General features: G+C 72.5%; 25 protein-coding genes. 19 read left to right on the top strand and 6 right to left on the bottom strand.

The window, feature by feature from the left end:
* The first annotated feature begins 8 nt into the window (after positions 1 to 8).
* From trpS to SGUI_RS04235, 7 genes are all read left to right on the top strand, one after another.
* Positions 9 to 1,148 carry a tryptophan--tRNA ligase gene (gene trpS, locus SGUI_RS04265; protein ID WP_472537421.1) on the top strand — a complete coding sequence of 380 codons (1,140 nt, stop codon included), beginning with the start codon at positions 9 to 11 and terminating at the stop codon, positions 1,146 to 1,148.
* Positions 1,149 to 1,159: 11 nt separating this feature from the next.
* Positions 1,160 to 2,260 carry a glycerate kinase gene (locus tag SGUI_RS04260; RefSeq protein ID WP_066636703.1) on the top strand — a complete coding sequence of 367 codons (1,101 nt, stop codon included), beginning with the start codon at positions 1,160 to 1,162 and terminating at the stop codon, positions 2,258 to 2,260.
* A gap of 85 nt (positions 2,261 to 2,345) precedes the next feature.
* A complete protein-coding gene (erpA, locus tag SGUI_RS04255; protein ID WP_066636700.1) occupies positions 2,346 to 2,696 on the top strand; it encodes an iron-sulfur cluster insertion protein ErpA in 351 nt (116 codons plus the stop codon).
* Positions 2,697 to 2,728: 32 nt separating this feature from the next.
* A complete protein-coding gene (gene aat, locus SGUI_RS04250; protein ID WP_191090946.1) occupies positions 2,729 to 3,430 on the top strand; it encodes a leucyl/phenylalanyl-tRNA--protein transferase in 702 nt (233 codons plus the stop codon).
* 113 nt (positions 3,431 to 3,543) lie between these two features.
* Positions 3,544 to 4,374, top strand: a complete 831-nt coding sequence (gene ctaC, locus SGUI_RS04245; RefSeq protein ID WP_237141451.1) for an aa3-type cytochrome oxidase subunit II — start codon at positions 3,544 to 3,546, stop codon at positions 4,372 to 4,374.
* A complete protein-coding gene (ctaD, locus tag SGUI_RS04240; protein ID WP_157621733.1) occupies positions 4,374 to 6,155 on the top strand; it encodes an aa3-type cytochrome oxidase subunit I in 1,782 nt (593 codons plus the stop codon). Before ctaC ends, ctaD begins: the two co-directional genes overlap by 1 nt.
* On the top strand, positions 6,155 to 6,556 hold the full coding sequence (locus SGUI_RS04235) for a cytochrome c oxidase subunit 4 (protein ID WP_066636695.1): 402 nt from the start codon (positions 6,155 to 6,157) through the stop codon (positions 6,554 to 6,556). The genes ctaD and SGUI_RS04235 overlap by 1 nt, the downstream gene beginning before the upstream one ends.
* A 103-nt stretch (positions 6,557 to 6,659) precedes the next feature.
* Here SGUI_RS04235 and SGUI_RS04230 read toward each other — a convergent pair whose 3' ends face one another.
* Genes SGUI_RS04230 through SGUI_RS04220 form a run of 3 tightly spaced genes read right to left on the bottom strand, consistent with a single transcriptional unit; the run spans position 6,660 to position 9,151 of the window.
* Positions 6,660 to 7,631: a quinone oxidoreductase family protein gene (locus SGUI_RS04230; RefSeq protein WP_066636694.1), complete on the bottom strand. Its 972-nt coding sequence runs from the start codon at positions 7,629 to 7,631 to the stop codon at positions 6,660 to 6,662.
* Positions 7,632 to 7,655: 24 nt separating this feature from the next.
* On the bottom strand, positions 7,656 to 8,738 hold the full coding sequence (trpD, locus tag SGUI_RS04225) for an anthranilate phosphoribosyltransferase (RefSeq protein WP_066636691.1): 1,083 nt from the start codon (positions 8,736 to 8,738) through the stop codon (positions 7,656 to 7,658).
* On the bottom strand, positions 8,735 to 9,151 hold the full coding sequence (locus SGUI_RS04220; protein ID WP_066636689.1) for a response regulator transcription factor: 417 nt from the start codon (positions 9,149 to 9,151) through the stop codon (positions 8,735 to 8,737). Before SGUI_RS04220 ends, trpD begins: the two co-directional genes overlap by 4 nt.
* 91 nt (positions 9,152 to 9,242) lie before the next feature.
* On the opposite strand from SGUI_RS04220, the gene ctaE reads away from it, so the two are divergent.
* The 6 genes from ctaE to SGUI_RS04190 are packed head-to-tail and all read left to right on the top strand — an operon-like array spanning position 9,243 to position 14,396.
* Complete coding sequence (gene ctaE, locus SGUI_RS04215; RefSeq protein WP_472537422.1) at positions 9,243 to 9,929, top strand: aa3-type cytochrome oxidase subunit III; 687 nt, start codon at positions 9,243 to 9,245, stop codon at positions 9,927 to 9,929.
* 53 nt (positions 9,930 to 9,982) lie between these two features.
* Positions 9,983 to 10,786 (top strand): cytochrome bc1 complex diheme cytochrome c subunit, encoded by an 804-nt coding sequence (gene qcrC, locus SGUI_RS04210; RefSeq protein ID WP_157621732.1) that lies wholly within the window; start codon positions 9,983 to 9,985, stop codon positions 10,784 to 10,786.
* 2 nt (positions 10,787 to 10,788) lie between these two features.
* The gene (gene qcrA, locus SGUI_RS04205; protein ID WP_066636679.1) at positions 10,789 to 11,901 is read left to right on the top strand and encodes a cytochrome bc1 complex Rieske iron-sulfur subunit; all 1,113 of its coding nucleotides are present in this window, start codon (positions 10,789 to 10,791) and stop codon (positions 11,899 to 11,901) included.
* Entirely contained in the window at positions 11,898 to 13,703 is a 1,806-nt protein-coding gene (gene qcrB, locus SGUI_RS04200; protein ID WP_066636677.1) for a cytochrome bc1 complex cytochrome b subunit, read from the top strand. Before qcrA ends, qcrB begins: the two co-directional genes overlap by 4 nt.
* A gap of 55 nt (positions 13,704 to 13,758) precedes the next feature.
* On the top strand, positions 13,759 to 14,094 hold the full coding sequence (locus SGUI_RS04195; RefSeq protein WP_066636675.1) for a metallopeptidase family protein: 336 nt from the start codon (positions 13,759 to 13,761) through the stop codon (positions 14,092 to 14,094).
* Between the two features lie 20 nt (positions 14,095 to 14,114).
* Entirely contained in the window at positions 14,115 to 14,396 is a 282-nt protein-coding gene (locus SGUI_RS04190; RefSeq protein WP_066636673.1) for an Lrp/AsnC family transcriptional regulator, read from the top strand.
* 95 nt (positions 14,397 to 14,491) lie between these two features.
* Here SGUI_RS04190 and SGUI_RS04185 read toward each other — a convergent pair whose 3' ends face one another.
* Positions 14,492 to 16,288, bottom strand: coding sequence for a DEDD exonuclease domain-containing protein (locus tag SGUI_RS04185; protein WP_083190486.1), 1,797 nt, complete (start codon positions 16,286 to 16,288; stop codon positions 14,492 to 14,494).
* Between the two features lie 148 nt (positions 16,289 to 16,436).
* On the opposite strand from SGUI_RS04185, the gene SGUI_RS04180 reads away from it, so the two are divergent.
* Positions 16,437 to 16,796, top strand: a complete 360-nt coding sequence (locus SGUI_RS04180; protein ID WP_066636670.1) for a hypothetical protein — start codon at positions 16,437 to 16,439, stop codon at positions 16,794 to 16,796.
* 16 nt (positions 16,797 to 16,812) lie between these two features.
* Here the strand turns inward: SGUI_RS04180 and SGUI_RS04175 are convergent, their stop codons facing one another.
* Positions 16,813 to 18,615 (bottom strand): AMP-dependent synthetase/ligase, encoded by a 1,803-nt coding sequence (locus SGUI_RS04175; protein ID WP_066636667.1) that lies wholly within the window; start codon positions 18,613 to 18,615, stop codon positions 16,813 to 16,815.
* A 79-nt stretch (positions 18,616 to 18,694) separates the two neighbouring features.
* Here SGUI_RS04175 and SGUI_RS04170 point away from each other — a divergent pair, with 79 nt between their 5' ends.
* From SGUI_RS04170 to SGUI_RS04160, 3 genes are read left to right on the top strand one after another with little or no spacing between them, the layout of a single operon-like run.
* Positions 18,695 to 19,651 (top strand): ROK family glucokinase, encoded by a 957-nt coding sequence (locus SGUI_RS04170; RefSeq protein ID WP_066636664.1) that lies wholly within the window; start codon positions 18,695 to 18,697, stop codon positions 19,649 to 19,651.
* Entirely contained in the window at positions 19,648 to 20,664 is a 1,017-nt protein-coding gene (locus SGUI_RS04165; RefSeq protein WP_083190485.1) for an ROK family glucokinase, read from the top strand. Before SGUI_RS04170 ends, SGUI_RS04165 begins: the two co-directional genes overlap by 4 nt.
* 51 nt (positions 20,665 to 20,715) lie before the next feature.
* Positions 20,716 to 21,402 (top strand): endonuclease/exonuclease/phosphatase family protein, encoded by a 687-nt coding sequence (locus SGUI_RS04160; RefSeq protein WP_066636662.1) that lies wholly within the window; start codon positions 20,716 to 20,718, stop codon positions 21,400 to 21,402.
* Here SGUI_RS04160 and SGUI_RS04155 read toward each other — a convergent pair whose 3' ends face one another.
* Positions 21,403 to 21,864, bottom strand: coding sequence for a hypothetical protein (locus tag SGUI_RS04155; protein ID WP_066636660.1), 462 nt, complete (start codon positions 21,862 to 21,864; stop codon positions 21,403 to 21,405). It lies immediately after the preceding gene.
* A gap of 118 nt (positions 21,865 to 21,982) precedes the next feature.
* Here SGUI_RS04155 and SGUI_RS04150 point away from each other — a divergent pair, with 118 nt between their 5' ends.
* Both SGUI_RS04150 and SGUI_RS04145 read left to right on the top strand, forming a co-directional pair.
* Entirely contained in the window at positions 21,983 to 22,873 is an 891-nt protein-coding gene (locus SGUI_RS04150) for a 1-acyl-sn-glycerol-3-phosphate acyltransferase (protein WP_066636658.1), read from the top strand.
* A 43-nt stretch (positions 22,874 to 22,916) separates the two neighbouring features.
* On the top strand, positions 22,917 to 24,284 hold the full coding sequence (locus SGUI_RS04145; protein ID WP_083190484.1) for a class II 3-deoxy-7-phosphoheptulonate synthase: 1,368 nt from the start codon (positions 22,917 to 22,919) through the stop codon (positions 24,282 to 24,284).

The raw sequence follows: 24,284 nt of genomic DNA, 5'->3' as shown, positions 1-24,284 counted from the left end.
CGGCGCTCGTGACTGACCAGACCCAGCAGCCCGACGACCCCTCCGGCAGCACGGGCGCCGACCTCGCCGACTCGACCTCCGACGCCTCCCTGCAGCGCAGCGTCGTGCGCTCGGCGCAGATCGCCGCCGACCTCGACGTGCACCCGGGGCGCTACCGCATGCTCACCGGCGACCGCCCGACCGGCCACCTGCACCTGGGGCACTACTTCGGCAGCCTGCGCAACCGGGTCGCCCTGCAGGACAAGGGTGTGGACACCTGGGTCCTCATCGCCGACTACCAGGTGATCACCGACCGGGACACCGTCGACTCGATCCAGGAGCGGGTCTACTCGCTGCTGACCGACTACCTCTCGGTGGGGATCGACCCGAGCCGCACGACGATCTTCGCCCACTCCCAGGTGCCGGCGCTCAACCAGCTCATGCTGCCCTTCCTGTCGCTGGTGACCGACGCCGAGCTGCGCCGCAACCCCACCGTCAAGGCCGAGCAGGACGCCACCGGCGGGCGACCCATGACCGGCCTCATGCTCACCTACCCCGTGCACCAGGCGGCCGACATCCTCTTCTGCAAAGCCAACGTCGTGCCGGTCGGCAAGGACCAGCTGCCGCACCTGGAGCAGACCCGGGTCGTGGCCCGCCGCTTCGACGAGCGCTACGGCCGGGCGGGCGACGGCGGCGCCCCGGTCTTCCCCGCCCCCGACGCGCTGCTCTCGGAGGTGCCGAACCTCCTGGGCACGGACGGGCAGAAGATGAGCAAGTCCCGGGGCAACGTCATCGAGCTGCGGATGAGCGCGGACGAGACGGCCCGGGCGATCAAGAAGGCGGTCACCGACGCCGACCGGCACATCACCTACGACCCCGAGGGCCGGCCCGAGGTGTCCAACCTGCTGCTGCTGGCCTCGCTCACCACCGGGCGCGACCCGCGTGCGGTGGCCGAGGAGATCGGCGGCTCCGGATCCGGGGCGCTCAAGGCGCTCGTCACCGAGGCGGTCAACGAGCACCTGGCCCCGGTGCGGGCCCGCCGGGCCGAGCTCGAGACCGACCCCGCCGAGCTGCGCCGCGTCCTCGCGGCCGGCAACGCGCACGCCCGGGACGTCGCCGACGCGACGCTGGACGAGGTGCGCGAGGCCATGCAGATGGTCTACGCCTGACCCCCGCCGGTATGCCCGCACCCCGCGTGACCGTCGTCGTCGACCGCTCCGGCGGCCGGCTGGCCCCGGGCACCGCCGAGGACGTCGCCGGCGGCTGGGCCGCGTCGGCCCCGCACGCCGACGTCGGGGCGCACGCCTCGCACGACGGCGGGGCCGGCTTCGCCACCCTCGTCGCCGAACGGGCCGCGGTCACCGGCCTGTCCGTGAGCAGCCACCCGGTGCTCGTCCCCGACCCGACCGGTCGCGAGGTGCCCGCCGACGTCGCCGTGGTCGAGCGCCCGGACGGTGCGACGGCATACCTCGACACGGCGCAGGTCGCGGGACGCCACCTCGTCGACGAGGAGGCCCTGGCCGACCCGGCAGCGCTGAGCAGCGAGGGCGTGGGCGTCCTGCTGCGCTGCGCCCGGGACCTCGGGGTGGGTCGCGTCGTCGTGGGGGTCGGGGACCTCGCCTGCCACGACGGTGGCGTCGGGCTGCTGCGCCACCTGGGGGCGGGGGAGGACCTGAGGTCGCTGGCCACGGTCCGCGAGGGCTGGTCGGGGACCCGGCTCGTGCTGGCGACGACGACCGAGGCCTCGCTGCTGGGCTTCCACGGCGCCAGCGCCTCGCTCGGGGAGCACGGGGTGCCCGCCGAGGTCACGCAACGGCTGGAGACCGGGCTGGGCGAGCTGAGCGACCGGGTCAACGCGCTGCTCCCCCCGCAGCGCGACCTGCTCACCGGGCTCCCGCGCAGGCCGGAGCGCGCCGCCGGCGCCGGGGCCGGAGGGGGAGTGGGGTATGCCCTCCAGCTGCTCGGGGCGCGGACCGACACCGGGGCGAGGCTGCTGCTCGACGAGCTGGGCATCCGCGACCGGCTCGCCGGGGCCCTCGTCGTCCTGGTCACGGACGCCTACGACTACACGACCGTGCACGAGGGCGTGGTGGCCGACACCGCACGGGCCGCGCTCGAGGTCGCTGCCCCGACGGTCGTCCTGGCCCGCGAGGTCTCCGTCGGCCGCCGGGAGGGGATGTCCCTCGGCGTGAGCGGCTCCTACGCCCCGCGCGGGCAGGAGGACCTCGCGGCGCTCGCGGCGCGGGTGGCCCGCACCTGGACACCGGGCGTGCAGGCGTGACGTACGCTGGTCGGGACGGGAACAGGACCGGCACCGGCCGACGTTCACCCTTCACGACTTCCCCTCACGAGAGGACCCGCGGCGCATGACCGACATCCAGACGACCCAGACGCACGGCGTCACCCTCACCGACCTCGCCGCCGGCAAGGTCAAGAGCCTGCTGGAGCAGGAGGGCCGCGACGACCTGCGGCTGCGCATCGGCGTCCAGCCGGGTGGCTGCTCCGGCCTCATCTACCAGCTCTACTTCGACGAGCGCACCCTCGACGGCGACCTGGTCGCCGAGTTCGACGGGGTCGAGGTCGTCGTGGACCGGATGAGCGCCCCCTACCTCGACGGCGCCTCCATCGACTTCGCCGACACCATCGAGAAGCAGGGCTTCACGATCGACAACCCCAACGCAGGCAGCTCCTGCGCGTGCGGGGACAGCTTCAGCTGATCCCGCGAGACGACGGGAGCGGCGGCTGCCCCGTGGAGCCGCCGCCCTCCGTCTGGGACCTCACGACGGCGGGCGCCGCCCCGGGCGAGGACCTCGTCGGCATCGGTGCCGACCTCGAACCCGGCACGATCCTCGCGGCCTACCGTGCCGGCCTGTTCCCCATGGGCCTGGGGGAGGGCGGCGCCGACCCGCTCGGCTGGTGGTCACCGGACCCGCGCGGCGTGCTGCTGCCGGGTGACCTCCACCTCAGCCGCTCCGCGCAGCGCTCCCGGCGGTCCTGGACGACGACGGTCGACCGGGCCTTCGACGACGTGATCGAGGGCTGTGCCGACCCGACCAGGGACGGCGGCTGGATCACCGCGCAGATCGCGCAGGCCTACTGCCGGCTGCACGACCTGGGGTGGGCCCACTCGGTCGAGGTGTGGGACGGGGACGACCTCGTGGGTGGGGTCTACGGGCTGGCGCTCGGGCGCGTGTTCGCGGGGGAGTCGATGTTCCACCGCGCGCCGGACGCCTCCAAGGCGGCCCTGGCGGGACTCGTCGACGTGCTCTCCGAGGACGGGGCTCCCTGGGTGCTGGACACCCAGTGGCAGACGCCCCACCTGCGCTCCCTCGGGGTGCGCACCCTCGACCGCCCCGGCTATCTCCGGATGGTGCGGGAACACTCGGTGCGCGAGCTGCCCCGGCGATGGCGCGGCATACCCCCCTGCGCAGAGGCCGACGGGAGTGCATGAGGGTAGAGTGTCCTGCGTGATGCTCGTCCGTCCCAGCAGCAAGAGGTGGCTCAGTGCAACGGCGTGAGGAGAGGGGTCGTCAGCCGCGGCCCCGCACCCGCAGGATCGGGGTCGTGCTCGCCGTCACGGCGGGGGCGCTGGCCCTGTCGGGTTGTGGTGAGTCGCTGACCCGCGGCTACCTGCCCGAGCCCGCGACCGAGGTCGGCGAGGACGTCGTCAGCTTCTGGAACGCCACGTGGATCGCCGCCCTGGCCGTGGGTGTCCTCGTGTGGGCGCTCATCCTGTGGGCGGTCTTCGCCTACCGGCGCCGCAGCGAGGACGACATCCCGGTTCAGTTCCGCTACCACGTGCCGTTCGAGATCCTCTACACCGTCGTCCCGGTCCTCATGGTCGCGGCGATGTTCGGGCAGACCGTCAACCTGCAGAACGCCATGCTCGACACCGACCCGGAGCCGGACGTCACCGTCAACGTCGTCGGCAAGAAGTGGAGCTGGGACTTCAACTACGTCGACGAGCAGGTCTACGTCTCCGGCCAGCAGGCCCAGGACCTCAACGACGGCGCGGAGGGCGTGCCCGAGACCCTGCCCACGCTGGTGCTGCCGGTGGACAGCCGGGTCGAGTTCGTGCTCACCTCCCGCGACGTCATCCACTCGTTCTGGGTGGTCAACTTCCTGCAGAAGATGGACATGGTCCCCGGGCGGGTCAACATCTTCCAGGTGACGACCACCGAGGAGGGCACCTTCGCCGGCAAGTGCGCCGAGCTGTGCGGTGCATACCACTCCGAGATGCTCTTCCAGGTCGAGGTCGTCTCGCAGGAGGAGTACGACGCCTTCATCGCCGACCTCGAGGAGTCCGGCAACACCGGTCAGCTCGGACCCGATCTGGACATGTACGAGCTGCAGCCGGACCAGCAGGACAAGCTGCCCGAGGGAGTGAGGAACTGATGGCCATCACCACCGAGCGCACGGCCACCACCGCCACCGGCACGCAGGTGCCGGCCGGGGTCGAGCGCAGCTCCTTCGTCCGCAACTTCGTGCGCGTCATCACGACGACGGACCACAAGGTCATCGGCAACCTCTACTTCGTCGCCACCATGGGCTGGTTCATCCTCGGTGGCCTCATGGCGCTGGTCATCCGCGCCGAGCTCTTCGTCCCCGGCCTGCAGGTCGTGGACAACCCCGAGATCTACAACCAGATGTTCACCATGCACGGCACGGTGATGCTGCTCATGTTCGCGACGCCGCTCTTCGCCGGCTTCGCCAACGCGCTGGTGCCGCTGCAGATCGGCTCCCCGGACGTGGCCTTCCCGCGACTCAACATGCTGGCCTTCTGGATGTTCCTCTTCGGCAGCCTCATCGCCGTCGGGGGGTTCCTCACCCCCAGCGGTGCGGCGAGCTTCGGCTGGTTCGCCTACCAGCCGCTGGCCGGGCCCACGCACAGCCCGGGCCTGGGGGGCGATCTGTGGGTCGTGGGCCTGGCGGTCAGCGGCTTCGCCACGATCTTCGGCGCCGTCAACTTCATCACGACGATCGTCTGCATGCGGGCACCCGGCATGACGATGTTCCGGGTGCCGTTCTTCACCTGGACGGTTCTGGTGACCTCGATCCTGGTGCTCGTGGTCTTCCCCGTGCTCGCCGCCGCCTTGTTCGGGATGGCGACGGACCGCATCTTCGGGTGGCACATCTACGACCCCGAGCACGGGGGCGCCATGCTCTGGCAGCACCTGTTCTGGTTCTTCGGCCACCCCGAGGTCTACATCATCGCGCTGCCGTTCTTCGGGATCATCTCCGAGGTCATCCCGGTCTTCTCCCGCAAGCCGCTGTTCGGTTACAAGACGCTCGTCATGGCCACCATGGCGATCGCCGCACTGTCGGTCTCGGTGTGGGCCCACCACATGTATGCGACCGGCGCGGTCCTGCTCGAGTTCTTCGCCATCATGACGATGCTCATCGCCGTCCCGACCGGGGTGAAGTTCTTCAACTGGATCGGCACCATGTGGCGTGGCTCCATCAAGCTGGACACCCCGATGCTGTGGGCGGTCGGCTTCCTCGTGACCTTCCTCTTCGGTGGTCTGACGGGCGTCATCCTGGCCAGCCCCGCGCTGGACTTCCACGTCTCGGACACCTACTTCGTCGTAGCGCACTTCCACTACGTGGTCTTCGGCACCGTCGTCTTCGCGATGTTCGCCGGCTACTACTTCTGGTGGCCCAAGTTCACCGGCCACATGCTGGACGAGCGGCTGGGCAAGATCCACTTCTGGATGCTTTTCCTCGGCTTCCACGGCACCTTCCTCATCCAGCACTGGCTGGGTGTCAAGGTCATGCCCCGCCGGTATGCCGACTACCTCCCCGAGGACGGCATCACCTGGATGAACCAGCTGTCGACAATCTCCTCCTTCCTCCTCGCCGCTTCGATGCTCCCCTTCTTCTACGCGGTGTGGAAGAGCTTCAAGACCCCCAAGGTCACGAGCGACGACCCGTGGGGCTGGGGCATGTCGCTGGAGTGGGCCACCTCGTGCCCGCCGCCCCGCCACAACTTCGACTCGCTGCCGCGGATCCGCTCCGAGCGTGCCGCCTTCGACCTGCACCACCCGCAGATCGGGACGCTGGAGTCTCCGGAGCCCGACAAGGGCGTCGCCGAGAAGCTGCTCGGCGGTCCTGACACCGACCCGGACGGCCGGGTCGGCACCGAGTCCGGTGGCTACACCGGGAAGGAAGGTCGCTGATGCGCGCCGAGGTCAAGGTCTTCGGTCTCCTCGTCCCGTTCTTCGCGCTGGCGACCGCGCTGTACGCCTACTTCACCGATCCCCGCGAGTGGGTGGGCATCGTCGGGCTGATGCTGACGACGCTCTTCTCCGCCTTCATCTCGTTCTACCTCTGGGTGACCGGCCGCAAGACCGACCTGCGCCCGGAGGACGACCTCGAGGGCGAGATCGGGGACCTGTCCGGGGACTACGGCCACTTCGCCCCCTACTCGTGGTGGCCGCTGTGGCTGGGGATGTCGATCGCGGTGGTGGCCCTCGGGCTGGCCGTGGGGTGGTGGCTGCTCATCTGCGCCGTGCCCTTCCTGCTCATCTCCATCCTGGGCTGGACCTTCGAGTTCTTCCGCGGCGAGAAGGCCATCTGACCAACTGAACGCCGGTTCGTCACTCGGCAGCCTTCTCCAGGAGGCTGACGAGTGACGAACCGGCGTTCAGCTGTGCGCAGTGCCGCCGCCGGCCCCCGGTGGCTCAGGGCACGAGGATGAGCTTGCCGGTGGTGCCGCCGCCCTCGAGGTCCTCGTGCGCGCGGGCGGCCTCCGCCAACGGGTAGCGGCCCGAGATCCGCACGTCCAGCTCGCCGTTGGCGATGAGGTGCAGGATGTCGTCGGCGCGAGCGGTGAGCTCGGCGCGGTCGGCGACGTAGTGCGCGAGGGAGGGGCGGGTCAGGAAGAGCGAGCCCTTCTGGTTGAGCACCTGGGGGTCGATCGGTGGCACCGGCCCGCTGGCCGCGCCGAAGAGCACCATCGTGCCGCGTGGGCGCAGCAGCTCCAGCCCGGCGTCGAAGGTGTCCTTGCCGACCCCGTCGTAGACCACGTGCACGCCCTCGGCCCCGGTGAGGTCGCGGACCGCCTCGACCAGGTCGTTCTCGCGGTAGAGGACCACCTCGTCGGCCCCGGCGGCGGTGGCCAGCTCGGCCTTCTCCGGCGAGCCGACGGTGCCGATGACGCGCACCCCGGCACGGTGCAGGAGCTGGGTCAGCAGCAGCCCGACACCGCCCGCGGCAGCCGTGACCAGCGCGGTATGCCCGGGCTCGGCGGGGAAGGTGCTGCGGGCGAGGTAGTGCGCGGTCAGCCCCTGCAGCATGACGGCGGCGGCCGTCTCCAGCTCCACCTCGGACGGGACCACGACGAGCCGGTCGACGTCGATCGCCGCCTGCTCGGTGTAGCCGGTGCCCGGCACCATCGCCCACGCCACGCGGTCCCCGACCGACACCCCCGAGGTGTCCGGGCCGAGGGCGCGCACCGTGCCGGCGCCCTCGCTGCCGACCACGAAGGGGGTGGGGAGGGGGTAGGCGCCGGAGCGCTGGTAGGTGTCGATGAAGTTCACACCGCCCGCGGCGACGTCGACCAGCGCCTGGCCCGGTCCGGGCTCGGGCGTGGGGCGGTCCACGAGGGTCAGGGCCTGCGGCCCACCGGTCTCTTCCACGACGATCGCACGCATGACGGCGACGCTACCCGAGCGGGATCAGGCCGTCGCGCGCACCCAGCGCTGCACGACCTGCGCCGCCGAGCCGTCGTCCAGCGCGCGGGCGGCCCGAGCCATCCCGGCCCGGACGGCCTCCCGCAGCTCGCCCTCGGAGGCCGGGTGGGCGCCCTCCTCGCCGGCGGCCACGAGCGAGAGCGCCGTGCCGGCGTTGAGGAGCACGGCGTCGCGCACCGGCCCCTGCTCGCCGGCGAAGAGCCGACGGGCGACCTCGGCGTTGTGCTCGGCGTCCCCGCCGCGCAGGAGCTCCACCGGGTGGCGCTCCAGCCCGAGGTCGCCGGGATCGAGCGACCATCGTCGGACGGCCCCCTCGTCGTCGGCCCACCAGAGGGTGCTCGTCGTGGCCGTGGTGATCTCGTCCAGCCCGTCGTCGCCGCGGAAGACGACGGCCCGGGTGCCGCGCCCGGCGAAGACCTCGGCCATGAGCGGGGCCATGCGCGCGTCGGCGCACCCGACCGCGGCGTACCGCGGCTGGGCCGGGTTGGTGAGGGGGCCGAGGAAGTTGAAGGCGGTCCCGATCCCCAGCTCGCGGCGGACGGCACCGGCATACCTCATGGCGGGGTGGAAGGTCAGGGCGAAGCAGAAGGTGATGCCCGCCTCCTCGACGACCGACCGCACCCGCTCCGGGGCGAGGTCGAGCCCGATCCCCAGGGCCTCGAGCATGTCGGCCGAGCCGGAGCGGCTGGAGGCGGCGCGGTTGCCGTGCTTGACCACGGTCGCGCCCGCGGCGGCCATGACGACGGCGGACATCGTCGAGATGTTGACCGTCATCGCGCGGTCCCCGCCCGTCCCGACGATGTCGACGGTGGGTCCGGTCACCTCGAAGCGGTGCGCGTGCTCAAGCATCATGGCCGCGAGGCCCGACATCTCCTGGGCCGTCTCGCCCTTGGCCCGCAGCGCGGTGAGGAAGCCGCCGAGCTGGGCGTCGCTGGCCGCGCCGGACATCACCTGGTCCATGGCCCAGCCCGCCACCTCGGAGGAGAGGTCCTCGCCGCGGGTCAGCGAGGTGAGGACGTCCGGCCAGGTGGGGTGCGCCGCGGCGCCCGTCGCGGCGCCGGAGGTCACCGGCGGGCCAGGTCGGCGATCGCCGCGGTCAGCCGGGCCTCGTCCAGCGGCCGGGACAGCACCGCGTCGGCCTGCGACCACGTCGCCAGCCAGCCGTCGCCGGGGCGGCCGGTGAGCACGAGGACGGGCGGGCAGTCGAAGAGCTCGTTCTTGAGCTGACGGCACACGCCCATCCCGCCGTAGGGCTGGGACTCCCCGTCGAGCACGAGCAGGTCGTAGTCACCGGTCTGCGCCTCGATGAGGGTGACCTCCGGGGTGGCGCACTCCATCCACCGCTCCACGACCACGTCGTCGGCGGGCCGCTCGCCCACGCCGATCCGGACGGCGTCGCGCACGCTGCGGTCGTTGCTGTAGAGCAGGATCGAGATGGAGGTGGTGCCCGTGGGGGTGGAGGGGACCGCAGGAGAACTCATGGCCGTGATCCTACCGAGGCCGGCGGGTCGGAGAAAGCATGCCCGGGACGGCGGCGGGGTGGTCGCGCGAGGGTGCCGGAAGTGGCCTAGACTGACTCCCGTGGCGACAACTTCTGCGGCGACCCTGAGCGATGCCGAACGGTTCCATGCGACGGCGCACGGCCCGGCCACCCGACCCAACATGGTCGCGGTGGGCACGATGGTGTGGCTGGGCAGCGAGATCATGTTCTTCGCCGGGCTGTTCGCGATGTACTTCACCATCCGCTCGGTGTCCCCCGACCTGTGGGCCGACCGCACCTCCTACCTCGACGTCACCTTCGCCTCGATCAACACGATGATCCTGGTCGTCTCCTCGGTGTGGTGCCAGTTCGGCGTCTGGAAGGCCGAGCGCGGCATCCCGCACCGCACCGGCAGCCTGTTCAAGATCGGCAACCCGCTCGGCGACACCGGCTGGGGCATGCGCGAGTGGTACGTCCTCACCTACCTCTTCGGCGCCACCTTCATCGCCGGCCAGGTCTGGGAGTACGCAACCCTGACGAGCGAGGGCGTGACGCCCACGGCCGACCCCTACGGCTCGGTCTTCTACATCACCACCGGCTTCCACGGCCTGCACGTCACCGGCGGCCTGCTGGCCTTCCTGCTCATCATCGGGCGCAGCTTCACCGCCAAGCGCTACACCCACGCCCAGGCCACGGGCGCGGTGGTGACCTCGTACTACTGGCACTTCGTCGACGTCGTCTGGGTCGCGCTCTTCGCCGTGATCTACCTGGTGCAGTGAGCGGTATGCCGCACCGTCCCGACCCCGCCCCCGCACCCCGGAAGGACCGCCGCGTGAGTTTCCTCGCCGCCCGTCGCCGCAGCCCCCTGGCGCTGCTGGTGCTGATCTTCCTGGGCCTGGCCTTCACCGGCACGGCCTACGCGGCGATGCAGGCCAACGTGCCGCCCGGCACCTCCTCCGAGGGCGCCACCGAGGAGCAGCTGGCCGAGGGGCGGCAGCTCTTCCTCGGCAACTGCGCCTCCTGCCACGGTGCCAACGCCGAGGGCAACGGCAGCGCCGGCCCCTCGCTGCACGGCGTGGGTGCCGCGGCCGTCGACTTCCAGGTCGCCACCGGGCGCATGCCGCTCCCGGCGCCGGACGTCCAGGCCGAGCGCAACATCTCGCAGGTGAAGTTCAGCGACGAGGAGATCACCTCCCTCGCGGTCTACATCGACTCCCTCGCCCCCGGGCCGGACGTGCCCGAGGCGCAGTGGCTGGACGTCTCCCAGGGTGACCCCGCCGCCGGTGGTGCGGTCTACCGCACGAACTGCGCGATGTGCCACAACTCCTCCGGGACCGGCGGCGCCCTGACCCGCGGCAAGTACGCGCCCACGCTCATGGGTGTCGAGCCGCAGCACATCTACGAGGCCATGCTCACCGGGCCGCAGTCGATGCCCGTCTTCAACGACCAGAACATCACCCCCGAGGAGAAGCGCGACGTCATCGCCTTCCTCAAGAGCGTCGAGGACGGCGCCAACGACCAGGGCGGGCACACGCTCGGCAGCCTCGGTCCGGCCGGTGACGCGCTCTTCGCCTGGACGATCGGCATCCTGGCCTTCATCGGTGCCGCCGTGTGGCTCGGACGAAAGGCGGCCTGACCGTGACCAACCCGACGAACCCGACCCCGGACCACGACAGCACCGCCCCGGCCACCCGTGAGCACGGGGCGGCGCCGGCGCTGACCGACCGGTTCGAGAACCCCGGCCTGCCGCCGCACGTGCCGCGGCGCGCCGACGACGACCCCAAGGCCGCCCGCCGCGCCGAGATGCAGGTCGTGGGGCTGTTCACCATCTCCGCGCTCGCCTCGATCGCCTTCGTCGTCGCCTACTTCGCGATCGACCCTGATCTCAAGGGCTACCTGCTCGGCATCGGCGAGGTGAACCTCTACCACGTCGCGCTCGGCGTCACCATGGGCCTGTCCCTGCTGTGCATCGGGCTGGGTGCCATCCACTGGGCCAAGACCCTCATGCCCGACGAGGAGGTCGTCGAGGAGCGCCACCCGCAGGCCTCGGACGACGACGACCGGCTCGCGGTGGGCCGTCAGCTCTCGCACGGCTGGCGCAGCTCGCAGCTCAACCGCCGCGCGGCCATCCTCGGGTCGGCCGGTGGCGCGCTCGGGCTCTTCGCGCTCCCGCTGGTCCTCCCGGTCGTGGCGGGGCTGGGCCCGCGCCCGGGCCGGGGTCTCTACACCACGAACTGGGAGGAGGGGACCCGGCTCATGATCGACCCCTCCGGTGCCGCGATCCGCGCCGCGGACGTCACCCAGGGCTCGGTCTTCCACGTCATGCCGGACGGCTGGGTCGGCCACGCGGCGGTCGAGGAGCACGGGGCCGAGGAGGCGATGCTCGCCAAGGCCAAGGACCAGGTCATCCTCGTCCGGCTGGACCCCGAGATCATCCAGAGCCAGAAGCAGCGGGACTGGGGCTACGAGGGGATCGTGGCCTACTCCAAGGTCTGCACCCACGTCGGGTGCCCGGTAGCCCTCTACGAGCAGCAGACCCACCACCTGCTGTGCCCCTGCCACCAGTCGACCTTCGACATGACCGACGACTGCAAGGTGATCTTCGGACCGGCGAAGCGGCCGCTGCCGCAGCTGCCGATCACCGTCGACGGCGAGGGCTACATCGTGGCCGCCGGCGCATTCCGCGAGCCGATCGGACCGAGCTTCTGGGAGCGCAACCGTCCCGGGCTGTTGGGAGTTGACGAGACATGACGACACATGTTCCCCAGGGAGCGGGCGGCCTGCGGTCCGACGACACGCCCCCGGAGCGACCCTTCGACCAGACCGACCAGTCCAGCCCGGACGCCAAGTTCCCCGGTGCGCTGGTCTGGGCCGACGAGCGGGTCGGCGCGGCCAAGGGGCTGCGCTTCGCGCTGAAGAAGGTCTTCCCGGACCACTGGAGCTTCCTGCTCGGCGAGATCGCGATGTACTCCATGATCATCGCGCTGGTCACCGGCACCTTCCTCACGCTGTGGTTCGTCCCGAGCATGGGTCACGTCACCTACGACGGGGCCTACGTGCCGCTCAAGGGTGTCGGCATGTCCGAGGCGTATGCCTCCACCCTCGACATCAGCTTCGAGGTCAAGGGCGGCCTGCTCATCCGGCAGCTGCACCACTGGTCGGCGCTCTTCTTCATCGTCGGCATCGCGCTGCACGCGGCCCGCGTCTTCTTCACCGGCGCCTTCCGCAAGCCGCGCGAGATCAACTGGGTCATCGGCGTCGTCCTGTCGCTGCTGGCCATCATCGAGGGCTTCGCCGGCTACTCCCTCCCGGACGACCTGCTCTCGGGCACCGGGATCCGCGCCATGAACGGCTTCATGATGTCGGCCCCGGTCATCGGCACCTGGATGACCTTCTTCGTCTTCGGCGGGGAGTTCCCCGGGGAGTCGATCATCCCCCGTCTCTACATCGCGCACGTGCTGCTGCTGCCGGCCATCATCGTCGGTCTGTTCGTGGCGCACCTGGCCCTGGTCGTCATCCACAAGCACACCCAGTACCCCGGGCCCGGGCGGACCAACAACAACGTGGTGGGCTTCCCCATCATGCCGGTCTACGCGGCCAAGGCGGGCGGCTTCTTCTTCGTCGTCTTCGGCATCACCGCCCTCGTCTCGGCGCTGGTCCAGATCAACGGTGTCTGGGTCTACGGTCCCTACGACCCGACCCAGGTGACGGCGGGCAGCCAGCCGGACTTCTACATGTGGTTCTCCGACGGCGCGCTGCGCCTGCTCCCGGGCTGGTTGGAGCTCACGATCTTCGACACCGTGTGGAGCTTCAACATCTTCCTCGGGTCGCTCGTGCTGCTGCCGCTGGTGTGGGTCGTGCTCGGTGTCTATCCCTTCCTCGAGGCCTGGATCACGGGGGACAAGCGGGAGCACCACATCCTGCAGCGTCCCCGCAACGCCCCGACCCGGACCGCGATCGGCGCCGCGGCGATCTCGATCTACCTCGTGCTGGCGCTGGCCTGCGTCAACGACATCCTCGCGATCAAGCTCGGGCTCTCGATCAACGACCTGACGATCCTCTTCCGGACGCTCTTCTTCGTGCTGCCGGTGCTGGTCTTCTTCGTGGTCAAGCGTCTGTGCCTGTCGCTGCAGCGGCACGACCGGGAGCGCGTGCTGCACGGCAACGAGACCGGGCGCATCGTGCGGACCCCCGAGGGCCGGTTCTTCGAGGCGCACGAGCCGCTGGACGAGTACGAGCGCTGGGCGCTGGTCGACTACGACACGCCCACGCCGATCGGGCTCACGCAGGGCCCCGAGGTGGACGAGCGTGGCGTGGCCCGTCGCCGCAACCCGCTCGCCGGTGCCCGCGACGCCCTGTCCTCGTTCTTCTACAAGGACACCGTCACGGCGGTCACGCCCGCCGAGCTGGCAGCAGCGCACCACCACGGTGAGCACGACGCCCTGGAGGAGGCGGAGACGCCGCAGCTCGGGGTCCCGGTCAACGACAGCATCGGTGACGACGACTTCAGCGACACGCACGGCTCGGCCGTGCAGACGCCCGGTCATCACTGAGCACCCGCACGACGCGCAGCGCCCCGCCCCCGAGGAGGACGGCGGGGCGCTGACGATGTCGGCCCAGGAGTTCGAGGACGCGGTGGGTGACTCCCTCGACCTCGTGCCGAGCGCGCTCATGGACCGGCTGGACAACGTCGTCTTCCTCGTCGAGGGCGAGCCCCCGCCGGAGGACCCCGACCTGCTCGGACTCTACGACGGCATACCGCTCACCGAGCGCGACCTGGGGATGCAGCTGCCGGACCGGATCTTCATCTACCGGGGCCCGTTGCTCCGGATGTGCGAGGACCGGGAGGAGCTGCTGGACGAGATCGCGGTCACCGTCGTGCACGAGATCGCCCACCACTTCGGGATCGACGACGCCCGGCTGCACCAGCTCGGGTGGGGCTGACCGGGCGCTAGAGTGACGCTGTGATTTCAGCCATCGTCGTCATCAGGGCCGAGGTCGGCCGCATCCCCGAGGTCGCCCAGGAGATCGCCGAGATCGAGGGCATCCGCGAGGTCTACTCCGTCACCGGTGACGTCGACCTCATCGCGATCGCCCGGGTCGAGCGGCACGAGGACTTCGCCGACGTCATCGCCGACCGGCTCAACAAGGTGCAGGGCGTCCGGGAGACGACGACGCACATCTCCTTCCGGACCTACTCCTCCTCCGACCTCGAGGCCGGCTTCTCGCTCGGTCTCGAGCACTGACCGGCGCAGGGCTGCGGCTGACCGAGGGCCGGCGGTGACCGACCGGGCGGCCGGCCCGGGTCGGCGCGTGCACCGCACGTCCACCGCGCGACGGCTCACGCGGGCAGGGCGCCGACCGGGCGGTCCAGCAACCGGCCGGAGGTGAGGGGCGGGCGGCTCTCGCCCTGGTCGGTCCACGAGGTCGCCTGCGGCTCGAGCTCGGCCCGGCTGGCCCCGGCGCCCCGGACCGGACAGGTCCACTCGCCCTCGAGGTCCACCAGCCGGACGCCGGGGGACTCCAGCCAGCGGAGCACCAGCTCGGTCTCCTCGGGCAGCGCCGCCAGCTGCCCCGGGGCGGTGCCCCCGCCGGGGTGCTCGACGACCTCCGCCGTCTCGCGCAGCGCGGCGACGTAGGGCATCGGGTCGGCGCCCCGTGGGCTGACGCAGGCCCCGGCGAGCCTGCCGTGACGCACGCAGACGAGCTCCCACCCGCCCCCCTCCCCGCGGCGGGCGGCGATGAGCTGCGGCGCGGCGGTGAGGGGTCGCAGCCGCTGGCTGCGCGCGGTGGCCCGCACCAGCGCCATCATCCGGTCGCGCAACGTGCGGGCCTCCTCGAAGCGCTCCTGCGCCGCCAGCTCCTCGAGCCGCCGGCGCAGCGTCCCGACGGTGTCGGACGTGGCGCCGGTGAGCGCCTGCCCGGCCCGGCGGGTGACCTCGGCGTAGTCCTCCTGGGTCTGCGCGCCCACGCACGGGCCCCCGCACCGGCCGATCTCCAGGAGCACGCAGGAGTCACCGGCGGGGGTGCGCGCCGAGAGCCGGCGGGTGCACTGGCGCAGCGGCACGACCTCGTGCAGCGCCGTGATCGCCGCCTCGGCGCTGCGCCGGGAGCCGAAGGGCCCGGCATACTGCGCGCTGTCCCGCTCCTTGACCGAGCGCACCACCGACAGGCGGGGGAAGGCCTCGTCGGTCAGGCGGACCCACACGGCCTTCTCCGGGTGGCGCGAGCGGCGGTTGTAGCGCGGCTGGTGCTCGGCGATGAGCCGCAGCTCGCGCACCGAGGCCTCGAGCGCCGTGGCGCAGACGATCGGGGTCAGCGACTCGGCCAGGCCGACCATCTCGGCCATCCGGCGCCGCGACTCCGAGGCGGTGAAGTAGGTGAGGGTGCGCCGGCGCAGGTCGGTGGCGGTGCCGACGTAGAGGGGCGCGCCCGTGGCGTCCCGGAAGACGTAGACCCCGGGGGCCGAGGGCATGGCCTCGGCCAGGAATCGCTTGCGGCGCTGTGCCGGGCTCACCCGGGAGCTGTAGGACTGCAGCTCCTCCAGGGTGTGCACACCCAGGTTGCCCACCCGCTCGACCAGGCCGTGCAGCACGTCCACGGTCGCCCGGGCGTCGTGCAGGGCCCGGTGGTCCGGTGTCGTGGTCGCGCCGAAGAGCCGGGCCAGGCTCGCGAGCTTGTGGTTGGGCGCCTCGTCCTTGTGCACCAGCTGCCGCGCCAGCCGCACCGTGTCGAGCACCGCGAAGCCCGGCCACGGGTGGCCGGTCTCCTGCGCGGCGGCCTTGAGGAAGGAGACGTCGAAGCCGGCGTTGTGCGCGACCAGCACGCTGCCCCGCGCGAACTCCAGGAACTGCGGCAGCACCGTCGCGATCCGCGGTGCCTCGACCACCATCGCGTTGGTGATGCCGGTGAGGACGGTGATGAAGGCCGGGATCGGGCTGCTCGGACGCACCAGCGTCTGGAACTCGGCGAGCACCTCGCCACCGCGCACCTTGACCGCGCCCACCTCGGTGATCTGTGACCCGGAGGGCGACCCGCCGGTGGTCTCCAGGTCGACGACGACGAAGGTGACGTCGGACAGGGCGGTGCCCAGGTCGTCGAAGGTCTCCTGGGTGAACCCGTGGTGCACCATCTGCATACCGCGACGCTAGGTGAGGCCACCGACAGACCCGGGGAGGCGGGGCGGCGGGGAGAGGAGGTGGACGCGTCGGTGCGGTCCGGCGGGGCTCGGGGGAGGGGGTATGTCGGTGCCCCCCTCTAGCGTCGTCGGCGAAGGAGGTGGAGACATGACCCCGACCACACCACCCCACCCGGAGGGCGCGTCCACGGCTCTCATCGACTGCGAGACCTGCCCGGTGCGGGGGCGGCACTGCGGCGACTGCTTCGTGCCCGTCCTGGGACGGATCTGGCTGCAGACCCCCACCGCCACGGCCCCGGAGGAGGGGGCCGCCGCCGCGGCCCGGACAGCGGACCCCGGCGCCGTCCCGGCGGTGCCGGAGCGCGGTGAGCGGGTCGCGGCCCTCGACAGCGACGAGCTGGCCGCGGTCGGTGCCTTCGTGCGCGCCGGACTGGTCGCGCCGGAGGAGGCCGCAGCGACCCGGGCGGCCGGGGCGGTCCTCGACCGGCCGCGCCGGGCGACGGGCTGAGGTCCGCGGCGAGGCCTCAGCGGCGGGAGTAGATCGCCTCGATCTGCCCGGCCAGCTCCTCGACGACGCGGGAGCGCCGGACCTTGAGGGACGGCGTGAGCAGCCCCGACGCGACGCTCAGGTCCTCCGGCAGCACGACGAAGGAGCGGATCGACTCGGCGCGGCTCACGCCGGCGTTGGCGGTGTCGACCGCCTGCTGCAGCTCCTCCCGCACCCGGGGATGGCCGACCACCTCCTCCGGCGGCAGGCCGGTGAGGCCGTGCGTCTCGAGCCAGCCGGGCAGGACCTGCTCGTCCAGGGTGACGAGGGCGGCCACGAAGGGCCGGCCCTCGCCCACGACGACGCACTGGGAGACCAGCGGGTGGGCCCGCACCACGTCCTCCAACGGGCCGGGGGAGACGTTCTTGCCGCCCGCGGTGACGATGAGGTCCTTCAGCCGCCCGGTGATCCGCAGGAAGCCGTCGTCGTCGAGCTCGCCGAGGTCCCCGGTCCGGAGCCACCCGTCGACCATCGCCGCCCGCGTCGCCTCCTCGTCGCCGCGGTAGCCGCGAAAGACCCCGACCCCGCGCACGAGGATCTCCCCGGTGTCCTCGATCCGCACCGCCGTGCCCGGCAGCGGACGCCCGACCGTGCCGATGCGCATCATGTCCGGCGTGTTGACCGTCGCGGGAGCCGTCGTCTCGGTGAGCCCGTAGCCCTCGAGCACGACCAGCCCGGTGCCCCGGAAGACGTGCCCGAGGCGCTCGCCGAGCGCCGCCCCGCCGGAGATGGCGTAGTCGACCCGGCCACCGAGCGCCGAGCGCAGCCGGGCGAGCACGAGCCGGTCGGCGACCGCGTGCCGCACCCGCAGGGCCGGTCCGACCGTGCCCCGGTCGAGCGCCCGGCTGTAGTCCTCGGCCACCCCGGTCGCCCAGCGGAAGAGACGGAGGCGCGCCGTGCCGCCCCGTGCCGCGGTCTGCTCCGCCGAGGTGTGGATCTTCTCGAAGATCCGGGGCACGGCGAGCAGGAAGGTGGGCCGGAAGTCCGCCAGGTCCTCCAGCACCGAGCTCGCGTCCGGGGTGTGCCCCATCCGGACCCCCGAGTGCAGGCAGACCACCTCGATGAACCGGGCGAAGACGTGCGCCAGGGGCAGGAAGACCAGGTTCGCGGCCCCGGGGGCGTCGACGATCTCGGCCAGCCGCTCGGTGGCGTTCTCCACCAGCGACATGAGGTTGTCGTGGGTGATCTCGCAGCCCTTCGGGCGCCCCGTCGTGCCCGAGGTGTAGATGATCGTCGCCAGGTCGCCGCGGTCCAGCTCCTCCCGACGACGCGCCAGCTCCTCGTCGGGCACCTCGGCCCCCGCCACGGCGAGCTCGTCCAGCGCGCCGGCCTCGATCTGCCAGACGTCGCGCAGCGCGTCCAGCCCGTCGCGGGCCCGGGAGACCGTGGCCGTCATCGCCGCGTCCTCGACCACCACGGCGACGGCGCCCGAGTCCTCGCAGATCCACCGCACCTGGTCCCGCGAGCTGGTCTCGTAGATCGGCACCGGCACGGCACCCACCGTCCACAGGGCCAGGTCGGTGAGGGTCCACTCCCACCGGGTGCGGCTCATGAGCCCCACCCGGTCGCCGGCCTCGATGCCCGCGGCGAGGAGGCCCTTGGCCAGGGTGTCGATCCGACGCTGCAGCTCGGCCGCGGTGACCTCCTGCCACGTGCCCGGTGCCGTGCGGACCGACAGCATGACCCGGTCCGGCTGCGTCCGCGCCCAGCGCCGCGGGTAGTCGGCGACGGTGCCCGGCACGGCGGTCGGGACGAGAGGGGGCACGGACACCTCGGGCACGCGGGATCTCCAGTTCACGGTGGTCAGGTCGTGGTGCGTTCGGCCTGGTCACCTTACCCGTGCCGGATAGACTGCCGGGATGAGCATCTGTGTCGGCGTGGACATCGGTGGGACCAAGATCGCGGCGAGCGCGGTGTCGGACGGGAAGATCCTGGAGCAGGCGCTGCGGGAGACCCCGGCCCAGGCACCGGACGACATCGTCGCGGCCGTCGGCGACGTGGTGCGGGAGCTGCAGGAGCGGCTCGGGGAGGACCGGCCGGTCGAGGCGGTGGGCGTCGCCTGCGCCGGGTTCATCGACCGCAGCGGCGACGTCGTGGTCTTCGCGCCCAACCTCGCCTGGCGGGACGAGCCGTTGCGCGCCCGGCTGGAGGAGGCCACCGGGCTGCCCGTGGTGCTCGAGAACGACGCCAACGCCGCCGCCTGGGGGGAGTTCCGCTTCGGCGCCGCCCGCGACGTGGAGGAGATGGTCCTCATCACCCTCGGGACCGGCGTCGGTGGCGGCATCGTCGTCGACGGCGAGCTGGTGCGCGGCAGCCACGGGATGGGCGCCGAGGTGGGGCACATGCGGATGGTCCCGGACGGGCATCGCTGCGGCTGCGGCAACAAGGGGTGCTGGGAGGTGTATGCCTCCGGCAGCGCGCTGGTGCGCGAGGCCCGCGACCTCGTGGCCGGCGGCAGCCCGCACGCCGGTGCGCTGGCCGACGCCTGCGGCGGCGACCCGAAGGAGCTGAGCGGGGTCCTGGTGACCACCGTGGCGCAGGAGGGTGATCCGGCGGCGCAGGAGCTGCTCGAGGACGTCGGGCGGTGGGCCGGAGAGGGTCTGGCCAGCCTCGCCGCGATCCTCGACCCGGGCCTCATGGTCATCGGGGGTGGCGTGTCCGCCGCGGGCGACCTCGTGCTGGCCCCGGCCCGGAGGGCCTTCGCGCGCAACCTCACCGGGCGCGGTCACCGCGACGTCACCCCGGTGGTGCTCGCCGAGCTCGGCAACGACGCCGGCATGATCGGGGCGGCCGACCTGGCCTCGCGTCGCGTGTGAGCGACCTGCCCGCCGTCGGCACCCTGGCCGTCGGCGTCGACGTCGGGGGCACCCACGTCAAGGGTGGGCTGGTCGACGACGGAGGTGCGATCCTCGCCACCCGGGTCCGCCCGACCCCGGGACGCACGACCCCGGCGGTCGAGGTCGAGGGGGTCATCGCCGGGCTGGTGGCCGACCTCCTCGGGCTCGCGGCGACGCGCGGCGCGGAGGTGGTGGCCGTCGGGGTCGGTGCCGCGGGCTTCGTGGACGCACGCCGCGGGACGGTGGTCTTCGCCCCGCACCTCGCCTGGCGCGACGAACCGCTGCAGCGACGCCTCGCGGGGCGGCTGGGCCGCCCGGTGCTCGTCGACAACGACGCCCACGCCGCGGCCTGGGCCGAGCACCGCTTCGGGGCGGGCCGCGGCGAGAGCCACCTGGTGGTGCTCACCCTGGGCACCGGCATCGGCGGGGCGATCCTGGTCGACGGACGGCTGCAGCGGGGACGCCACGGTCTCGCGGGGGAGTTCGGGCACCAGCAGCTCGTCCCGGACGGACGGCGCTGCCCGTGCGGCAACCGGGGCTGCTGGGAGCAGTACGCCTCGGCCGGGGTGCTGGCCCGGACGGCGCGCGAGGTCGTCCTGGCCGGCGGCGAGCACGCCGCCGGGCTGACCCGTGCGTGCGGGGGCGACCCGGACGCGTTCCGCGGCGAGCACGTCACGCAGGCGGCCCAGGAGGGTGACCCGGCGGCCCGGGAGATCCTGGCCGACGTCGGCCGCTGGCTCGGGACGGGGCTGGCCGGGGTGGTCGCCGCGCTCGACCCCGGCACGGTCGTCGTCGGCGGCGGCGCCAGCCTGGCCGGCGAGCTGCTGCTCGGCCCCGCGCGCGAGACCCTGGCCCGACGGCTCGTGGGCCGGGGTCACCGCCCGATCCCCACCGTGGTGGCGGCCGCCCTCGGTGCCTCCGCGGGTCTGGTGGGTGCCGCCGACCTCGCCCGCACGGCCGCCCACGACCGCCCTGGCGAGCCGCGGGGGTGAGCGCGGCACCCGCATACCTCCCTCCCGTGCGGGCTGGGGGAGGATGACCCCATGCCCTCTCTGCGCGTCGCCTCCTACAACCTGCGCGGCCTCAAGGACGACGCCGGCGCGGCCGCGGAGGTCGTGCGGGCCCTGGCGCCGGACGTCCTGCTGCTCCAGGAGGTCCCGCGCTACCCCGGGTCCGGGTATGCCATCAGCGCCTTCGCCCGCTCCTGCGACCTGCTGTGGTCGGGGCGCACGCGGCTGGTGAGCGGGACCGGCCTCATGACGGCGCTGCGGGTGACCGCCGCCGACTCGCAGGACCGCCGGCTCGCGGTCGGGCTGCGGGAGAACCCGCGCAGCTACACCGTGACCCAGGTGCGGCTGCCGGACGGGACGACGGCCGGCGTGGTCTCGATCCACCTCTCGCTGCGCCCCGAGCAGCGCGCGGTGCACGCGCGCACCGTGCTGGCCGAGCTGGCGCAGGACCCCCGCTTCACCGGCGAGGAGGTCCTCGTCGTCGGTGGCGACCTCAACGAGGGTCGCGACGGACAGGCGTGGGGCACCCTCGGCGGGACGCTCGTGGAGGTCTCGGCGGAGCGGCCGACCTTCCCCGCGCACCAGCCGCACCGCTACATCGACGCGATCTTCGCCCGGGGGCACCGCGCCGCGACCCCGGGCGACCCGGCGCTGCTCGAGGGCCTGCCCGTCACCCGGGCGAGCGACCACCTGCCGGTCTGGGTCGACCTCGAGCTCTGATCAGACCCGGGCGCCGTCGTCCCCGTCGTAGGGCTGCCGGCGCCGGGGCTGGCGCAGGACGAGCAGCACGAAGCCCGCGACGGCGAGCAGCGCTCCCAGGACGGCGAACCACCGGTCCAGCAGCGGCACGATCGCGGAGAGGACCACGAGCAGGGGACCGACCACGAGCCCGACGACGATGGCCCAGAAGTGCAGGTCACCGGCCGGCAGCGGCGGTGGCGGGGGAGGGACGAAGTGGTCCTCCTCCTCCGGCGGCTCGTAGGAGCGGTGGTCGGTCGCCATCCCCTCGGGCGTGCGCGTCCCGTGGTGGGAGGCCGGGCGCTCGCGTTCCATCGGCCAGGGCGGGTTCACCTCGTGCGTCCCGGAGCCGGCGCCCTCGTCGCGCAGCCCCGCGACGATCTCGTGGAAGGTCCGGTCGACCTCGGGGTCGCCCGGGCCGTTCTCGGGGCTGGAAGGACTCACGATTCCAGTCTCGCACGGCACCCGGGCGCCGGCGTGGTCGATCGGGGGATGCGGGGTAGAGTCGGCGCGCACACCGGCCCCGCAGCCCTGCGGCGACGACGCCACCAGGAGGACGACGATGATCTACTGGATCCTCAAGCACCTCGTCGTCGGACCGCCGATCAAGGCGGTCTTCCGCCCGTGGATCGAGGGCAGGCAGCACATCCCGGAGCAGGGCGCGGCGATCCTGGCCAGCAACCACCTGTCCTTCTCCGACTCGATCTTCCTGCCGCTGCTCGTGCACCGGCGCATCACCTTCCCGGCCAAGATGGAGTACTTCACCGGCACCGGGGTCAAGGGGTGGCTCACCAAGCTGTTCTTCACCTCCACCGGCCAGATCCCCATCGACCGCTCCGGCGGTCCCGCCTCCATGGCGGCTCTCGAGCAGGGGCTGGCGGTGCTGCGCCGCGGCGAGCTCTTCGGCATCTACCCCGAGGGCACCCGCAGCCCGGACGGCAAGCTCTACCGCGGCAAGACGGGGATGGCGAGGCTGGCGTTGGAGGCCAATGTCCCGATCATCCCCTGCGCGATGATCGACACCGACAAGGCGCAGCCCACCGGGCAGCGGATCCCCAACGTCGTGCAGGTCGGTGTGCGGATCGGTCGCCCCCTGTCCTTCCCCGAGCATGCCGGTCGCACCGAGGACCACGCCGTGCTGCGGCAGATCACCGACGAGGTGATGGCCGAGCTGCAGCGGCTCTCCGGCCAGGAGTACGTCGACGAGTATGCCGCCACCGTCAAGGAGCGGCTCGCCGCGCGGGCCCGGGCAGGGGTCGAGCAGGCCAGGGTCGGGATCGAGCAGGCCGCCGAGCGCGCCAAGGAGGGGCTGGAGCAGGCCGGGGAGCGCGCCAAGGAGGGTCTCGGCCAGGCCAAGGACGACCTCGCCGACGCCCGGGAGCGGGCCCGGGAGAACCTCGCCGACCGACGGGCGCGACGGCATACCGATCCCGAGCCCCCGGCGTCGGACTGACGCCGCGTCAGAGACCCCTCGCGGCGTCTCCTACCATGGTGCGGTGAGCACCGACCTGAGCGGACTGGCCACCTCCGGTGGTCACGACATCGACTGGCCCGACCTGCCGGCGCGGCAGCAGCCGACCTGGTCCGACCCTGCCGCCCTGGACCGGACCCTCTCGACGCTCTCGACCTTCCCGCCCCTCGTCTTCGCCGGGGAGTGCGACCAGCTGAGCCAGCGGATGGCCGCCGTCGCGGCAGGGCAGGCCTTCACCCTCCAGGGCGGGGACTGCGCCGAGACCCTGGCGGACGTCACCGGGCCCAACATCCGGGACCGGATCAAGACCATCCTGCAGATGGCCGTGGTGCTGACCTACGGCGCGGGTATGCCCATCGTCAAGGTCGGGCGCATGGCGGGCCAGTTCGCCAAGCCGCGCAGCTCGGACACCGAGACCCGCGACGGCGTCACCCTGCCGGCCTACCGCGGCGACATGGTCAACGGCTTCGAGTTCACCCCGGAGGCACGACGTCCCGACCCCGAGCGGCTGCTGCGCTGCTACCACGCCAGCTCGGCCACGCTCAACCTCGTGCGCGGCTTCACCAGCGGCGGCTTCGCCGACCTGCGCAGCGTGCACGCCTGGGACAAGGGCTTCCTCACCGGGCCGGCGCAGGCGCGCTACGAGCAGATGGCCGGGCACATCGACCGTGCCGTGCGCTTCCTCGAGGCCTCCGGCGTCGCCGACGCCGAGGAGATGCGCCGGGTCGAGTTCTACTCGGCGCACGAGGCGCTGGTGCTGGACTACGAGCGCCCGATGGTGCGCCGTGACCACCGCACCGGGCTGCTCTACGACACCTCCAGCCACCTGGTCTGGGTGGGGGAGCGCACCCGCGACCTCGACGGCGCGCACATCGACTTCGTCTCCCGGATCCAGAACCCGGTGGCGGTCAAGCTCGGACCGGGCGCCGACCGGGACACCGTGCTGGCGCTCATGGACCGCATCGACCCCGAGCGCAGCCCCGGGAGGCTGACGTTCATCACCCGCATGGGCGCCGGACGCATCCGCGACGTGCTGCCGCCGCTGCTCACCTCGCTCGGCGAGGACGCCCACCGGGTCGCGTGGGTCTGCGACCCCATGCACGGCAACACCTTCACCTCGCCCAGCGGCTTCAAGACCCGTCGCTTCGAGGACGTCGTGGACGAGGTGCGCGGCTTCTTCGAGGCGCACGGCGAGGCCGGCACGCACCCGGGCGGCATCCACGTCGAGCTGACCGGCAACGACGTCACCGAGTGCGTCGGCGGCACGACGCCGGTCGACCTCGACGACCTGGGGCTGCGCTACGAGACGCTGTGCGACCCGCGGCTCAACCACCAGCAGAGCCTGGAGCTGGCCTTCGTGGTCGCCGAGATGCTGGAGCGGGGCGGGCGCTGA

The sequence above is a fragment of the Serinicoccus hydrothermalis genome (assembly GCF_001685415.1).
GTDB classification, from domain to species: domain Bacteria; phylum Actinomycetota; class Actinomycetes; order Actinomycetales; family Dermatophilaceae; genus Ornithinicoccus; species Ornithinicoccus hydrothermalis.
This window is presented reverse-complemented; position numbering and strand designations above follow the sequence as displayed.

Bases quoted from the DNA above. Each gene is read 5' to 3' on its own strand.
- SGUI_RS04220 (WP_066636689.1), bottom strand. From the start codon at position 9,151: ATGAGTTCTCCTGCGGTCCCCTCCACCCCCACGGGCACCACCTCCATC.
- SGUI_RS04235 (WP_066636695.1), top strand. From the start codon at position 6,155: ATGCGCGCCGAGGTCAAGGTCTTCGGTCTCCTCGTCCCGTTCTTCGCG.
- qcrB (WP_066636677.1), top strand. From the start codon at position 11,898: ATGACGACACATGTTCCCCAGGGAGCGGGCGGCCTGCGGTCCGACGAC.
- SGUI_RS04195 (WP_066636675.1), top strand. From the start codon at position 13,759: ATGTCGGCCCAGGAGTTCGAGGACGCGGTGGGTGACTCCCTCGACCTC.
- erpA (WP_066636700.1), top strand. From the start codon at position 2,346: ATGACCGACATCCAGACGACCCAGACGCACGGCGTCACCCTCACCGAC.
- SGUI_RS04170 (WP_066636664.1), top strand. From the start codon at position 18,695: ATGAGCATCTGTGTCGGCGTGGACATCGGTGGGACCAAGATCGCGGCG.
- SGUI_RS04230 (WP_066636694.1), bottom strand. From the start codon at position 7,631: ATGCGTGCGATCGTCGTGGAAGAGACCGGTGGGCCGCAGGCCCTGACC.
- SGUI_RS04160 (WP_066636662.1), top strand. From the start codon at position 20,716: ATGCCCTCTCTGCGCGTCGCCTCCTACAACCTGCGCGGCCTCAAGGAC.
- SGUI_RS04260 (WP_066636703.1), top strand. From the start codon at position 1,160: ATGCCCGCACCCCGCGTGACCGTCGTCGTCGACCGCTCCGGCGGCCGG.
- SGUI_RS04180 (WP_066636670.1), top strand. From the start codon at position 16,437: ATGACCCCGACCACACCACCCCACCCGGAGGGCGCGTCCACGGCTCTC.
- ctaD (WP_157621733.1), top strand. From the start codon at position 4,374: ATGGCCATCACCACCGAGCGCACGGCCACCACCGCCACCGGCACGCAG.
- SGUI_RS04150 (WP_066636658.1), top strand. From the start codon at position 21,983: ATGATCTACTGGATCCTCAAGCACCTCGTCGTCGGACCGCCGATCAAG.
- SGUI_RS04185 (WP_083190486.1), bottom strand. From the start codon at position 16,288: ATGCAGATGGTGCACCACGGGTTCACCCAGGAGACCTTCGACGACCTG.